This is a genomic window from Aquipuribacter hungaricus, assembly GCF_037860755.1.
Taxonomy (GTDB): Bacteria; Actinomycetota; Actinomycetes; order Actinomycetales; family JBBAYJ01; genus Aquipuribacter; species Aquipuribacter hungaricus.
Genome location: NZ_JBBEOI010000096.1, coordinates 1 through 13,027 on the forward strand (window position 1 = coordinate 1; position 13,027 = coordinate 13,027).

Sequence of the window (13,027 nt, forward strand, 5' to 3'; positions counted from 1 at the left end):
GAGATCCTCGCCCTGGTGGCCGCCCACGCCGCCGCCGACCACGGCCTGGCCGAGGTCCCCGCCACGGTGGTCGACGCCGTCCGCGCCAACATCACCACCGTCCTCGCCCCGGTCGGGTGAGCACGCCGGCCGCGGCCCTGGACCTCCCGGCGCCCCGCGCGGGGAAGGCCGACGGGCCCGCCGGCCCTCCCGGCCCGACCCCCGAGGACGTGGCCGCCGTGCTGGCGGCGCCTGACCGGCTGGCGGTCTGGTTCCAGCCGATCGTCGACACCGTCACCGGCCGCGCGGCCGGCTGGGAGGCGCTGTCCCGGTTCGTGGACGCGGACGGGTCCCGCAGCCGGTGGGGTCCGGCGGACTGGTTCGCCGCCGCCCAGGGCCTGGAGCTCGGCGCGCACCTGGAGGCGCTGGCCCTGCGCCAGGCCCTCGGCAGCCTGCCCGGCCTGCCGGCGGACACGTTCCTCACCGTCAACGTGTCCCCGGCCGCCATCACCACCGCCGCGGTCGCCCAGGTGCTGGCCGAGCACACCGACCTCAGCCGGGTCATCATCGAGATCACCGAGACCGACGCCATGCAGGACGTCGGCCAGGTGTCCTCGGTGTGCGCGGGCATCCGGGCCGCGGGCGGGACGGTCGCGGTGGACGACGCCGGCGCCGGCTACGCGGGCCTGGCCCTCATCGCGCACCTGCGCCCCCAGCTGGTCAAGGTGGACCGCGAGCTGGTGAGCGGCTGCGACACCGACCCGGTCAAGCTCTCGCTCATGGAGGTCCTCGGCGTCTGGGCCTCCGGCATGGACGCCTGGCTGCTCGCGGAGGGCGTGGAGACGGTGGGGGAGTACGCCGCCGTCGTCGCGCTCGGCGTCCCCCTGGTCCAGGGCTACCTCACCGGCCGCCCCGGCCCCGAGCCCGTCGGCCCCAGCGACGACACCTTCGCCGAGCTGCGCCGCCAGCGCGCCCGCGTCGCGCTGCAGGGCAGCGTGGCCTCCGCCATGGCCACCTGGCCCGTCGTCCCCGTCAGGTCGGGGACCTCCCCCGCGGAGGCTCTGCGCGACCCCGCCCGGGTCGCCGACCTGCGACCGGGTGCGGGCCAGGTCCTCGCGCACGGCGGCTGGCCGCTCGCCCTGGCCCTGCCGCAGCAGCCGGTCGCGACCACCGGAGGCCTCCGGGTCGCCCCCGTCAGCCTGCGCGTGCGCCCCAGCGAGGACATCCGTGCGGCGCTGCAGCGGGCCATGGCCCGCGACCCCGAGCACCGGTTCGACCCCCTGGTCGTCACCGACCCGCAGGGCGTCACCGTGGGCGTCGTCACGGTCGAGGCGCTCGTGGCCAGCCTCACGGCGGTCGCCGAGGGCTAGCGGGGGCGACCCCGCGCGGGCGCCTACGGTGGGGCCGTGACGACGGATGCCGTGGCCGGTCTCGGGGTGCGTCGCTGGGGGAGCACGCCGGCCGGCGGCACGGCGGTGCTGGCCCTGCACGGGCTGACCGGCACGTCGGCGGTCTGGGCGGACCTGGCCGACCGGCTCGAGGCTGCCGTCGTCGCCCCCGACCTGCCCGGGCGAGGCGCCTCGGTCGCCGTCGCCGCGGCGCCCGGCCTGCCCGGCCTGGCGCAGGCCGTCGTGCGGGTGGTGGACGAGCTCGGGCCGGCGCGCGTGGTCGTGGTGGGCCACTCGATGGGGGCGTTCCTCGCGCCGCTGGTCGTCGAGCTCCTGGGGCCGCGCGCCGCCGGGACCGTGCTGCTGGACGGCGGCGTCCCGCCGGAGCGCTCGCTGCTGCACCGGCCCCTCGTCGTCCGTGCCCTCTTCGGCGTGCTGACCAGGCGCCTGGTCCGTCGCTGGCCGGACGTCGACGGCTACACCGCCGCCGCCGAGGGCCGTGCGGCGACGGACGACCCGGACCTGCGCGAGGGCTTCCGGGCCTGGTCGGAGGCGGTGCTGCGCCCTGACGGCGACGGGTTCCGCCCCGCGCTCGACTCCCGGCGCCTGGTGGCCGACGGGGTCGACAGCCTCACCCGGCCGTCGGCGCTGGACCTGCTGCACCGCTCGGGCGCACCGGTCCACCTCCTTGCCGCCGCCCACGGGACGGACGACCGCAGGCCGCCGTTCCTCTCCGACTCCGCGGTCGCCGCGGCGACCCGCGTCCTGCCGGGCCTGATGTGGGAACGCCTGGCGGCGAACCACGCGACGATGCTGTTCCACCCGGCGGTCGCGGCCGCCGTGGGGAGGACGGCGGCGGGCTGAGGGCAGCCTGCCCGGGGCGGCGTCCGCTCCGGGCCCGCCCGGAGGGCGCCCTGCTACGCGGCCGGGGCACGGGCGGCGGCGAGGGCCGCCATGAACTCCCGGGCCTTCTCGGTGACGGCCGCGTAGTCGCCGGTCGACAGCGCCGCGGCGGGGACCAGCTCGCTGCCCGCCCCGACAGCGACGGCCCCGGCCGCGAGCCAGTCCGCGAGGTTCCCCGCGCTGACGCCGCCCGTGGGGATGTAGGTGAGCGAGGGGAAGGGTCCCCGGAGCGCCTTGAGCGCGGGGGGGCCGCCGAGGCTGCCGGGGAAGAACTTGATGACGTCCACGTCCCTCCTGGCCAGGAGCTGGACCTCGGTGGGCGTGAACGCGCCGACCATGGACAGCGCGCCCGAGCCGACGATCGCGTCCACGACCTCCGGGTCGTTGCCCGGCGAGACCAGGAAACGGGCCCCGGCCTCGACGGCCTCGGCCACCTGCGCCGTCGTGGTCAGGGTGCCAGCCCCCAGCACGACGCGGTCCCCGAGACGCTGCCGCACCGAGGCGATGACCTGGCCGGCGTCGGGGGTGGTGTAGGTGATCTCGACCGCCGTGACGCCGCCGGCGACCAGGGCGTCGACGGCACCCAGCGCGGCTGCGGCGGTGGGTGCGCGCAGGGTGGCGACCACCCCGGCGTCGACGAGGAGGGGCAGGAGGGGGTGCGGCACGGTTCTCCTCGCGAGGTGCGGGTGCGGACGGTCAGTACGGGTCGGAGAAGGTGAAGTACCGCTTGGGGTTCTCCACGAAGAAGAGGCGCACGAGCTCGTCGACGTCGGCGGCCGTGTAGCCACGCTCGAGCAGGTCGGCGCGGAACCGGGGCAACCACGCGCCCGCGATGTAGTGCAGACCCGGTCCCCCCGTGTACGCGGTGAGGTCGGTCTTGCGGGCGAGGTCGCCCCCGATGAGGATGCGCTCGGCCAGGCCGGCCTCGACGACGTCGAGGATGACCTGGATGCGGGTGCTCTCCGGGAAGTACTTGATCTTGGCGAAGCCGTCGTAGCAGAGGTACGTCCCGCGCCGTGCGACCTGCTTGTGGACGAACGGGTCGGGGTTGCGCATGAGGTGCACGAGGCCGACACGGTTGAGGTCGACCCCCTCCTCCTCCAGCATGTCCAGCTGGGTGAGGGCCATGGTGCCCGTCTCGGTGTGCCCGTGGAGGACGGCGCCGGTCGCGCGGTGGGCCCGGGCGGCGGCACGCAGCACCCGGTCCTCCACCGGGGTCACGCGGTTGTAGCTCGTCCCGAACTTGATGGCCCCGGCGAGCACGTCCGTGCCGTCCATCCCGGTCGTCACGTCGGCGACGATCCGCGCGGTCAGCTCCTCGGTGCTCTGGTCCGCCAGCAGGTCGTCGAACCACTCGCCCTTGTTGAACCCGCCGCAGGCGACGATGTTGAGCCCGCTCGCGCGGGCGATGCGGCGCAGGGCGGCGGGGTCGCGCGAGTAGTCCCAGGCAGAGGCCTCGTAGAGGCTCCTGACACCCACCGCGGTCGCCGCCCGCGCCTCGGAGAGAGCCATCTCCTCGTCGAGGATGACGAGGTCCTCGTCGGTGCGCCTGTGCTGCGGCGGCGCGCCCATGAGGTGCTCGTGGGAGTACGTGAACCCGAGCTCGTCGGGGTGGATGTCGCCGGTGACCGTGCGGATCATGCTGGTGCCGTCCGTTCCCATGCTGGTGGTGTCGTGTAGATGTCGAGGACGGCCCTGCGGAGGAGCGCGTGCTGCGCCCGCCGCCGCCGCCAGGTCTCCGAGAACCGTCCCCGCGGCCGGACCACCGCCCCGGGGGTCACCGCGCGGCAGCTGTGGCCCACCACGGCCCACGCGAGCACGGCGGCACCGATCGCGGACAGGTCGGGCGCGTCCAGCGTGGCGACGGGCAGGTCGAGGACGTCGGCGAGCACCTGGGGCCAGGCGGCCAGGTTGCTCCCGCCGCCCGACACCTGGACGGCGTCGTAGCGGTCGGCCCCCAGGAGGTCGACGAGCTCCGCGATGTCGAACGCCACGGCCTCGAGCAGGGCGGCGGTGATCTGGCTGCCGCCGGTGGACGGCGCCAGCCCCAGGAGCGTGCCGCGCGCCTCGCCGACGAAGTCCGGGCTGCCTGTCCCGCTGAGGTACGGCAGGAAGGTGACCCCGGGCCCGTCCTGGGGGTCCGGGGTCACCGAGGCGATCGCGCCGGCGCCGGCGAGGCCCCTCACCCAGTTGAGCGCGAGGCCTCCCGTGAGGAGCGAACCGAGCGCGAACCGCCCGCCGGTCGCGGTCGGGTGCACCGTCAGGCTGCCCAGCGCTGCGGGGGGCAGGCGCGCGCTGTCCACCGCGGCCAGGACTGTCGCCGAGGTCCCGAGGGAGACGGCGAGGGAGCCTGGCCTCAGGCCGCCGGCTCCTGCCACCGCCGCCGCCAGGTCCCCGGCGCCCGTCGCCACGGGTGTCCCCGGCTGCAGGCCCGTCGCTGCCGCCGCCTCCGCGGTGACGCTGCCCGCCCTCTCGTCGCTGGCCAGCACCGGGGGGAAGAGCCCGGGGTCGAGACCAAGGCTGCGGACGAGAGGGACGGACCAGGTCCCGTCGTGGAGGAGGAGGCTGTTGTAGGCGTCCGTGACGTCCGTGGCCAGCCTGCCGGTGAGCCGTGCCCGCAGGTAGTCCTTGGCCGAGAGCCAGGCGGCGGCCGCCGCCAGCGAGGCCGGCTCCTCGGCCTGCAGCCACAGCAGCGTGGCCAGGGAGAAGACGGTCTCGGGCGTGTTGCCCGTGTGCTCGACGATGGTCGCGACGGTGTCGTCGTCGAGCGCGTCGATCTGCTCCTGGCCTCGGGAGTCGGCCAGCAGGATCGCGGGCCGGACCACCGACAGGTCGTCGGCCACCAGGACGACCGAGCTCATGTTGCCGCTGAGGCCGACCGACCCGACCGTGGCCAGGTCGGCATCGAGGCCGCGGAGGGCGCGCAGCAGGGACGCCCACCACGCCTCGGGGTCGGCCTGCACGCCGTCGGCCGTCTCCTGGATGCCGTGGTGGGAGGACGCCGTGGCGACGACGCGGCCCTCGGCGGACAGGGCGACGACCTTGACGCTCGTCGTCCCGACGTCGATGCCCAGACCCACCGGCGCCGTCGCGCGGCTGCCCCGTCCGCCCTCCGCAGGCTCTCCGGCGCTCACGGCGTCACGCTCGAGAGCTGGCTCAGGACGCGCGCGGCGTGGTTGTGGGCGTCGATCCTCATGGACACCGCGAACGTCTCGCCCCGCACGTAGGAGACGACGAACTCCGCAGGCGCCTGGTCGTGCAGGTAGGCGGTGCGGGTCACCCTCATGACCGGCACGTCCCGGGACACCTCCAGGAGGGGGGCGACGGCGGCCGGTGCGGAGGCAGCGCTCCACTGCTCGTCGGCGAAGCACGGCCGCCCGGCTGAGCCGGGAGCCTCGGCCAGCTGCTCGTAGAGCGAGCTGGACTCGATCGCGGACGGGTCCAGGAGCGGGTAGTGGGAGTGCGGCAGCCACGACGTCACGTGCACGACCGGCTCCCCGTCGCTGACGATGACCCGCTCCACGCGCCAGACGGAGGCGGTCCGGGACAGGGCGAGCGCGCTCGCGACGTCCGTCGGGGCCACGACCGTGGCGAAGGAGATGACCCGCTCGCTGGTCACCCTCCCTGCGGCGCGCAGGTCCTCGCTGAAGGAGGGCAGGGTGCCCGGGCGGTTGGAGCGGATGGCCCGGTCCGTGTCGGCGACGAAGGTGCCGCGGCCCTGCCGGCGGTAGACCAGCCCCCGCTGCTCCAGGTCGCGCAGCGCCTGGGTGGCCGTGGCCCGGCTGATCCCGAGGTGGTGGACCAGCTCGTGCTCCGAGGGCAGCCTGGCGCCCGGGCGCGTGTCCTGCATGAGCGTGGCGAGCTGGTCCGAGATCTGGCGGTAGCGCGCCACGGGGGAGTCGGTGTCCAGGGGGCTCAGGCTGGACACGGGCAGGTCGGCGTCGTTCACTCCAGCTCCTTCTTCCAGCCGTCGATGACGGAGACGGCGGTCGCGACGACGTGGTCGACGATCGTCCTGCCCGTGTCCGCGGTGGCGGCCGTGGCGTCGCCGAACACGCCGCTCCGGCTGACGGTGTCCCAACGGACCGCGCCGACGTCGAAGTGAGGGGGGTACTCCGGGTACTCCGACACGGCCCGGTCCATCGACACCTCCTCCGGGTGGAGGGCGAGCATGACGGACGTCTCGAGCTCGTCGGCGTGCATGATGGCCGGGTGGCTCTCCGGGGCCTGGCGCACCTGCGCCGCGACCGCGGCCAGACCGGGATAGGTGAGGGCGATGGCGGGGAGGCCCCCGCGCTCCTCCAGGGCGCGCGTCGCCTTCTTGAGCGCGGCGGCGTTGCCGAGGTGCGCCGACAGGAGCACGAGGCCCTTGACCCCGGCGCGCCGCAGCCCGTCCGCGACGCCGAGGACGAGCGCGACCAGGGTGTCGTCGCTGACGGACAGGCTGCCGTCGAAGTGCTCGAGGGACCAGACCTGCCCGTAGGGCATGACCGGCAGCTCGATGAGGTCCGCGGCGGCGGCGACGCGGCTCGCGAGGGACCCGGCGACGAGCGCGTCCGTGCCCAGGGGGAGGTGGGGGCCGTGCTCCTCGACGGCACCGAACGGCAGCAGGGCCCACGGGGTGCGGGCCACCGCGCCGTGCACCTCGGGCCAGGTGAGGTCCTGCCAGCGGGTCATCAGCGCCGCCTCGACCGCGTGAGCCGGCTGTTGAGCAGCAGCATCGCGACGAGCACGGCGCCGTTGACGACCAGCTGGACCGGGGAGGGCACGGAGAAGGAGTTCAGCACGGTCGTGAGCAGGGCGAGCACCGCGACACCCGCGAAGGTGCCCGTCATGCTCCCCGTCCCGCCGGCCAGCGCCGCCCCGCCGATCACCGCGGCGACCACCGAGTTGAGGGTGTAGGGGTCGGCCGCGGTCAGGGACGGCGAGCCCGAGTAGGCGACGAGGAGGATGCCGGCGACGGCTGCCAGCGCACCGGAGGCGCAGTAGGCGGCGACGGTGTGCGCACGCACCGGGACGCCCGACAGCCGGGCGGCGCGGGGGTTCGCGCCCACGGCGTAGAAGCGCTGGCCCGCGACCGTGCGGGCCAGCACGGCGCCCACGGCGACCAGCAGCCCGAGCCAGACCAGCAGCGAGGCCGACGCGGGGGAGCCCAGGACACGACCGTCGGCGAGGTCGCGCAGGCCGTCGGGCACGGAACCCCGGGGCTGCCCCCTGGTCGCCAGGGAGTACACGCCCTGGATCACCGTGGCCGTCGCCAGCGTGCCGAGCAGGGGAGGGATCTTCGTGAAGGCCAGCAGGAGCCCGGTCAGCAGGCCGATGCCGCCGCCCGCGAGGACGACGAGGACCGTCGTGGTCAGCGGGCGGGCGCCCGGCGACGCGGAGAGCAGGGCGGTGAGGATCGCGGCCGTGTTCATCACGGGACCCACCGACAGGTCGATCCCGCGGTTGACGATGACGATGGTCTGCGCGATGGCGACCACGCCCAGCGGGGCCGCGTTGGACAGGATGCGCAGCAGCCGGGGGAGCGTGAGGCCCCCCTCGGAGCTGACGGCCAGCAGGAGCAGGCAGGCGAGCACCAGGCCGTAGGCCACCCAGAGCTGGGCCGGCACCCGGCGGAGGGTCTCGGCGACGCTCCCGGACGGGCTCTGGGAGCGGGGGTCCGTCCGGCTGCCCGACGCGGTGGTGGTGCTCACGCGAGCCCCGCCGGGCGGACGAGGGCCGGGCGCCCGAGGCGCCACGGGACCCGCAGGCCGTCCCCGGCCAGCTGGTAGACGCCCATGGCCAGGAGGAGGAGCACACCCTTGAAGATGGTCTGGTAGTAGGGGTCGGTCCCGGTCAGCGTGATGACCTGCCCGACGACCGCCACGACCACCGCCGCCGGCAGCACGCTCAGCACGGAGCCGACCCCCCCGGTGATGGCGATCCCGGCGACGAGGACCGTGGCGATGGAGTCGATCACCGCGGACGAGCCGACCAGGGCGTCGGCGGTGAAGGTACGGGTGACGATGGCGACACCGCCGAGCGCGGCGAACAGGCCGGAGAGGGCGAAGGCGGCCAGCGTGGCCCGCCGTACCGGCAGCCCGAGGCGCACGGCGGTGCGCTGGTCGTAGCCGGCGGCCTGGACGACGCGTCCGAGCCTGCTCTGGCTGGTCCACCACCACGCGGCCACGAGCGCGACCAGGGCGACGACGGCCAGGAGGGGTACCGGGCCGACGCTGGTGCCCAGGACACGGACCAGCTCGAACGGTGTCGCGGCGTCCGGGGTGGACTGCAGCAGCAGGGCTGCCCCCTGCACGATCCCCGCGGCCGCGAACGTCATGAGCAGCGGGTTGACGCCCGCGAGCACGCCCGCCCCGTTGAGCAGACCGACGACCAGACCGACGACCAGGGCGAGGGCCAGGGCGACCGGCGCTCCTCCGGGGACCGCCAGGTACAGCGACAGCACCACGGTGGTGAGCCCGGCCACGGCCCCGACCGACAGGTCGATGCCGCCGGACAGCACCGCCACGGCCTGGCCGGTGGCGATGAGCAGCACCGGCGCCATCGAGGCGAGCAGGGAGCCCACGCTGACCGGGGTGCGGAACGCGGGGACGGCGACCGCTGCCACGACCACCAGGCCGACAGCGAGCAACCACAGCAGGCCGGCCCGCCGGACCGAGCGGCTCGCGGTCGTCGAGAGGAGCTCAGGCACGTGCATCGCCTCCCATGGCGTGGTGCATGACGTCGCGCTCGGTGGCGTCGGCGGCCAGCAGACGGCCGGACACCCGGCCGGAGTACAGGACGTAGATCTGGTCGCTGAGCCCGAGCGTCTCCTGCATGTCGGTCGAGACGAGCACCACGGCGACACCGCTGGCTGCGAGGTCCCGGACGACGGCGTAGATCTGGGCCCGCGAGCCGACGTCCACCCCCCGCGTCGGGTCGTTGAGCACGAGGACCCGGAGCCCCGGGACGAGCAGCCAACGGCCGACCAGGACCTTCTGCTGGTTGCCCCCCGACAGCTCCACGACCGGCTGGTGCAGCGAGGAGGCCTTGATGGCCAGCCGCTGCACGAGCCCCTGGACGACGCGCCGTTCGCGCCGAGGGGACCTGACGCCGCGCGGGTGCACCCGGGGTGCTGCCGCGAGGGTCGCGTTCGCCGCGACGGACCCGTCCAGCAGCAGACCGTCGAGGCGGCGGTCCGGCGGCACGTAGCCGATACCGCGGCGTACCGCCGCGCGAGGACCGGAGAAGCGGACGGGGACGCCGTGGACGGCGACGGTCCCGGAGGCGGGCCGCGTGGCACCGGCCAAGATCTCGGCGACCTCCGTCTGTCCGTGCCCGTCCAGTCCCGTGACCGCCGTGACCGCGCCGGCGGGGAAGGAGAGGCTGACGCCGTGCAGGCGCCCGGCCAGGCTGACGTCCACCAGCTCGATCTCGGGCTCCGGGGGGAGCGAGGGGGCGCGTCCGGGGTAGAGCGTCGATGTCTCGCGCCCGACCATCGACTCCACCAGGCTCGCCCGGGTGTGGCCGGCGAGCGGGCCGAACTCCACCTGCACGCCGTCACGCATGACCAGCAGGCGGTCGCAGAGCTCGAAGAGCTCCTCGGTGCGGTGGGACACGAAGACGACCGCGGTCCCGGCCGCGGCCAGCCGCCGGACCGCCGCGAACAGGAGGGCGACCTGCGGTCCCTCGAGCGACGAGGTCGGCTCGTCGAGGATGAGCAGGGTGGGGGAGACGCTGACGGCCTTGGCGATCTCGACCAGCTGACGCTGCCCGACGGTCAGGCTGCCCACCGTCGCGTCCACGGAGACGTCCACCCCGAGGTGCTCGAGCACGGAGCGGGCCGAGGCGCGGGAGGCGCGCTCGGACACGACCGCCCCCCCGCCCTCCCGGTCCAGCTCGAGGTTCTCGGCCACGGTGAGGTTGTCGAACAGGCTCAGCTCCTGGTGCACCATCGCGACACGACGCCCGTGCGGACCGGAGGGCGGGGCGACCCGGACGGACCCCGTGTCGGGCTCGAGCGCGCCGACGAGGAGGTTCATCAGCGTCGACTTGCCGGCGCCGTTCTCCCCCACCAGGGCGAGGACCTCACCGGGGGCGATGGTGAAGCTGATGTCCTGCACCGCCCGGGTCGCCCCGAACGACCTGCTCACGTGCTCGCACGTCACCGCTGGCTCTCGCACGTCGGCGTCTCCCTGTCCGTGCCCCCGGCGGTCGTCCTGCCGGCGGGCGGTGGCCTGCTCGATGGTGGTCGCGCCGTCCCGTCGGGACGGGCTAGCCGAACAGCGCGACGACCTCCTCGTCGGTCATCCGGGTGTTGACCCACAGGCTGTCCGGCAGGTCGTCGCGGACGAACTCGTCGAGGTTCTCCGACGTGATGACCTCGGGCTCCAGCAGGTTGTCCTTGGTCACCTGCTCGCCCCGGGCCGCGGCGATGGCCGTCTCCAGGGCCTCGGCGGAGATCCACGTGGGCTTGGCCACCGCGATCGCGTCGAAGCCGGTGCCCCCCTCGGCGATGAGGGAGCTCCACTTCTTGAGCAGGCCGTTGCTGTCCTCGCCGGTCATCGGCACCAGCGGGACGCCGGCCGCCTCGAAGGCCTCGATCGCGCCGAGGGTCATGGAGCCGCCCTGTGACCAGACACCGTCGATGTCCGGGTCCGCAGCGAGCAGCGACTCGACGGACGTCTTCGCGGTCGCCTGGTCCCAGCCGCCGTCGATGACCGAGACGACCTCGATCCCGGGGGCAGCCTCGAAGACGGCCTGGGCGCCCTCGTACCGCAGGTCGCTCGTCGGCACGCCGGCGATGCCGTTGAGGGCGACGATGCGGCCCTCCCCCCCGAGCGTGTCCACGAGCCACTGCGCGCCGGTCGCCCCGAAGTCCGTGTCGTCGACGTTGATGTAGGAGGTGTAGGTGTCCGTCTCGGCACCGGACGCGCTGAGGATGACCTCGATGTCGGCAGCCGCAGCCTGCTCCAGCGCGGGCACGATGCCCTCGGGAGAGATTGGCGTGACGATGATGACGTCGACGCCGCGGGCGATCATCGACTGCACGTTGCTGATCTGGGTCTGCGCGTCGTTCTCGCTCTGGGTGACGATCACGTCGGCGATGTCCGCGGACTCGCGCTCGGTGGCCGACAGGAACTCTGCCTCCAGCTGCGCGGACCACGTGTTGCCGACGAAATACGAGTCGTAGCCGACGACGAGGCCCTCGGACGACGCCGAGCCCCCCGCCTGGTCGGGCTCGCCCGACGAGCAGCCGGTGACGACGAGCGCGGAGACGACGCCTGCTGCGGCGAGGACGCTCGCGCGCCTGGTCCGGTTCATCATGCTGGGCCCTTTCGTGGGGGTGGCGGGGACCGCCAACGTGACACCTGACCGGTCAACCCGTCAACCTGCGAGACCATAACGTGACACGACAGAAGGAGCACCCCCGTGGAGCGACCAGGCACCGGGCTCTATGTCTTCCCCAGCGACCTGCTCGACGAGGGCGTGGACGCCGTCCGCCGCCGCTCTGACGAGCTGGGCGCCGGCACGCTCGTCGTGGCCGTGGCCTACCATCAGGCCCGCGACGTCGTCCCCCACGCCGGGCGGAAGCCGCGCCTGCGGTACCGCGAGGACGGCGTCTTCTTCGAGCCGGACCCGGACCGCTGGACCGGGACGACGCTGAGGCCCCGCGTGCAGCCGCAGGACCAGCGCGACGCCCTGGCCGCGCTCCTCGCCACCGGCGCCCCCGTCGAGGCGTGGACGGTCTTCCTCCACAACACCAGCCTGGGGGAGGAGCACCCTCGGCTCGCCTCCGAGACCTGCTTCGGTGACAGGCTGCTGTCCAACCTCTGCCCGTCCAACCCCGAGGCGGCCGGCTACGCGGACGCGCTCGCGGCCGACATCGCGGCCCGCGGCCTCGACATCGTGGCCGAGGCGCTCAGCGGCCAGACCTTCGCGCACGGGCACCACCACGAGCGGTCGTTCTCGCCGGTCAGCGAGCTCGACGAGGCCGTGCTGGGGATCTGCTTCTGCGAGCACTGCACCCGCGCCGGGACCTCCGCGGGGCTGGACGTCGGCCGGGTCGCCGCGGCGGCCCGGGTGCGGGTCCAGTCGGCGTTCGCCGGCGCGGCCGGCCGTCCGGCGACCCTGGAGGCCCTCGCGGAGACGCTGGGCGGTGACGTCCTCGCCTACCTCTCCACCCAGCAGCAGACGGTCACCGCGCTCGCCGACCGGCTCGCCCGCACGGTCAGGGGGCACGGTCGCACGCTGTCCTACATGGACCTCACCGGCGCCGTCCTCGGCTACGGCGACGGTGCGCCGAGCGGGCCGGCCGCCGCGTCCCAGGGCTGGAGGATCGCCGTCGACCTCTCGTCGGTGGCCCCCCTGACCGACAGCTGCTCGGTCCTCGGCTACACCGTCGACACCACGCGCCTGCACGCCGACGTGGCCTCGTACCGGGCTGCGGTGGGCGGGTCCCGGCTCAGGGTCGTGCTGCGCCCCGGCTGGCCCGACACCAGCTCGCGCGCGCACCTGCGCGACAAGGTGCGGGCCGTGCTGGACGCAGGGGCCGACCAGGTCGACTTCTACACCTACGGCATGTACGACCAGGAGGTCCTCGACCGCATCCCCTACGCGATGGACGGCCTCTCCGTGCCGTGACCGGCGGTCCGAGGGCCCGTGGTCCTGGGCGGACTCGTGCCCGCGCCGAGCGCGCCGAGGCCGCCGACGACCGCCAGGGCGGCCACGGTCCCGCCCGCCGCGCCGGCCGGGAGGCCGGGCAGCCCCGGCAG

The 13,027-nt window shown here is 74.7% G+C and carries 13 protein-coding genes; 4 read left to right on the forward strand and 9 right to left on the reverse strand.

Annotated features, from left to right (window positions below; genetic code table 11):
- Positions 1–12: 12 nt before the first annotated feature.
- From WCS02_RS11265 to WCS02_RS11275, 3 genes are read left to right on the forward strand one after another with little or no spacing between them, the layout of a single operon-like run.
- Positions 13–120, forward strand: coding sequence for a DUF1059 domain-containing protein (locus WCS02_RS11265; protein WP_340293130.1), 108 nt, complete (start codon positions 13–15; stop codon positions 118–120).
- Positions 117–1,349: an EAL domain-containing protein gene (locus WCS02_RS11270; protein WP_340293106.1), complete on the forward strand. Its 1,233-nt coding sequence runs from the start codon at positions 117–119 to the stop codon at positions 1,347–1,349. Before WCS02_RS11265 ends, WCS02_RS11270 begins: the two co-directional genes overlap by 4 nt.
- Before the next feature lie 36 nt (positions 1,350–1,385).
- A complete protein-coding gene (locus WCS02_RS11275; RefSeq protein ID WP_340293108.1) occupies positions 1,386–2,231 on the forward strand; it encodes an alpha/beta fold hydrolase in 846 nt (281 codons plus the stop codon).
- Positions 2,232–2,284: 53 nt separating this feature from the next.
- Here WCS02_RS11275 and WCS02_RS11280 read toward each other — a convergent pair whose 3' ends face one another.
- The 9 genes from WCS02_RS11280 to WCS02_RS11320 all read right to left on the reverse strand — a co-directional run bounded on the left by WCS02_RS11280 (position 2,285) and on the right by WCS02_RS11320 (position 11,579).
- Entirely contained in the window at positions 2,285–2,935 is a 651-nt protein-coding gene (locus WCS02_RS11280; protein ID WP_340293110.1) for a bifunctional 4-hydroxy-2-oxoglutarate aldolase/2-dehydro-3-deoxy-phosphogluconate aldolase, read from the reverse strand.
- A gap of 31 nt (positions 2,936–2,966) precedes the next feature.
- Complete coding sequence (locus WCS02_RS11285; RefSeq protein ID WP_340293112.1) at positions 2,967–3,911, reverse strand: phosphotriesterase family protein; 945 nt, start codon at positions 3,909–3,911, stop codon at positions 2,967–2,969.
- Positions 3,908–5,404: an FGGY family carbohydrate kinase gene (locus tag WCS02_RS11290; RefSeq protein WP_340293114.1), complete on the reverse strand. Its 1,497-nt coding sequence runs from the start codon at positions 5,402–5,404 to the stop codon at positions 3,908–3,910. Before WCS02_RS11290 ends, WCS02_RS11285 begins: the two co-directional genes overlap by 4 nt.
- The gene (locus WCS02_RS11295) at positions 5,401–6,219 is read right to left on the reverse strand and encodes a GntR family transcriptional regulator (RefSeq protein WP_340293116.1); all 819 of its coding nucleotides are present in this window, start codon (positions 6,217–6,219) and stop codon (positions 5,401–5,403) included. Before WCS02_RS11295 ends, WCS02_RS11290 begins: the two co-directional genes overlap by 4 nt.
- On the reverse strand, positions 6,216–6,947 hold the full coding sequence (locus tag WCS02_RS11300) for a creatininase family protein (RefSeq protein WP_340293118.1): 732 nt from the start codon (positions 6,945–6,947) through the stop codon (positions 6,216–6,218). The genes WCS02_RS11295 and WCS02_RS11300 overlap by 4 nt, the downstream gene beginning before the upstream one ends.
- Positions 6,947–7,966 (reverse strand): ABC transporter permease, encoded by a 1,020-nt coding sequence (locus WCS02_RS11305; protein ID WP_340293120.1) that lies wholly within the window; start codon positions 7,964–7,966, stop codon positions 6,947–6,949. Before WCS02_RS11305 ends, WCS02_RS11300 begins: the two co-directional genes overlap by 1 nt.
- On the reverse strand, positions 7,963–8,964 hold the full coding sequence (locus WCS02_RS11310; RefSeq protein ID WP_340293122.1) for an ABC transporter permease: 1,002 nt from the start codon (positions 8,962–8,964) through the stop codon (positions 7,963–7,965). The genes WCS02_RS11305 and WCS02_RS11310 overlap by 4 nt, the downstream gene beginning before the upstream one ends.
- Positions 8,957–10,405 (reverse strand): sugar ABC transporter ATP-binding protein, encoded by a 1,449-nt coding sequence (locus WCS02_RS11315; protein ID WP_340293124.1) that lies wholly within the window; start codon positions 10,403–10,405, stop codon positions 8,957–8,959. The genes WCS02_RS11310 and WCS02_RS11315 overlap by 8 nt, the downstream gene beginning before the upstream one ends.
- A 121-nt stretch (positions 10,406–10,526) precedes the next feature.
- Positions 10,527–11,579, reverse strand: a complete 1,053-nt coding sequence (locus WCS02_RS11320; RefSeq protein ID WP_340293126.1) for an ABC transporter substrate-binding protein — start codon at positions 11,577–11,579, stop codon at positions 10,527–10,529.
- Between the two features lie 105 nt (positions 11,580–11,684).
- On the opposite strand from WCS02_RS11320, the gene WCS02_RS11325 reads away from it, so the two are divergent.
- Positions 11,685–12,896 (forward strand): Rossmann-fold NAD(P)-binding domain-containing protein, encoded by a 1,212-nt coding sequence (locus WCS02_RS11325; RefSeq protein WP_340293128.1) that lies wholly within the window; start codon positions 11,685–11,687, stop codon positions 12,894–12,896.
- The last annotated feature ends 131 nt before the right edge of the window (positions 12,897–13,027 follow it).

What these genes read in the sequence shown, in the direction of transcription:
- WCS02_RS11285 (WP_340293112.1), bottom strand. Translation starts at nt 3,911, where the DNA reads ATGATCCGCACGGTCACCGGCGACATCCACCCCGACGAGCTCGGGTTC.
- WCS02_RS11300 (WP_340293118.1), bottom strand. Translation starts at nt 6,947, where the DNA reads ATGACCCGCTGGCAGGACCTCACCTGGCCCGAGGTGCACGGCGCGGTG.
- WCS02_RS11320 (WP_340293126.1), bottom strand. Translation starts at nt 11,579, where the DNA reads ATGATGAACCGGACCAGGCGCGCGAGCGTCCTCGCCGCAGCAGGCGTC.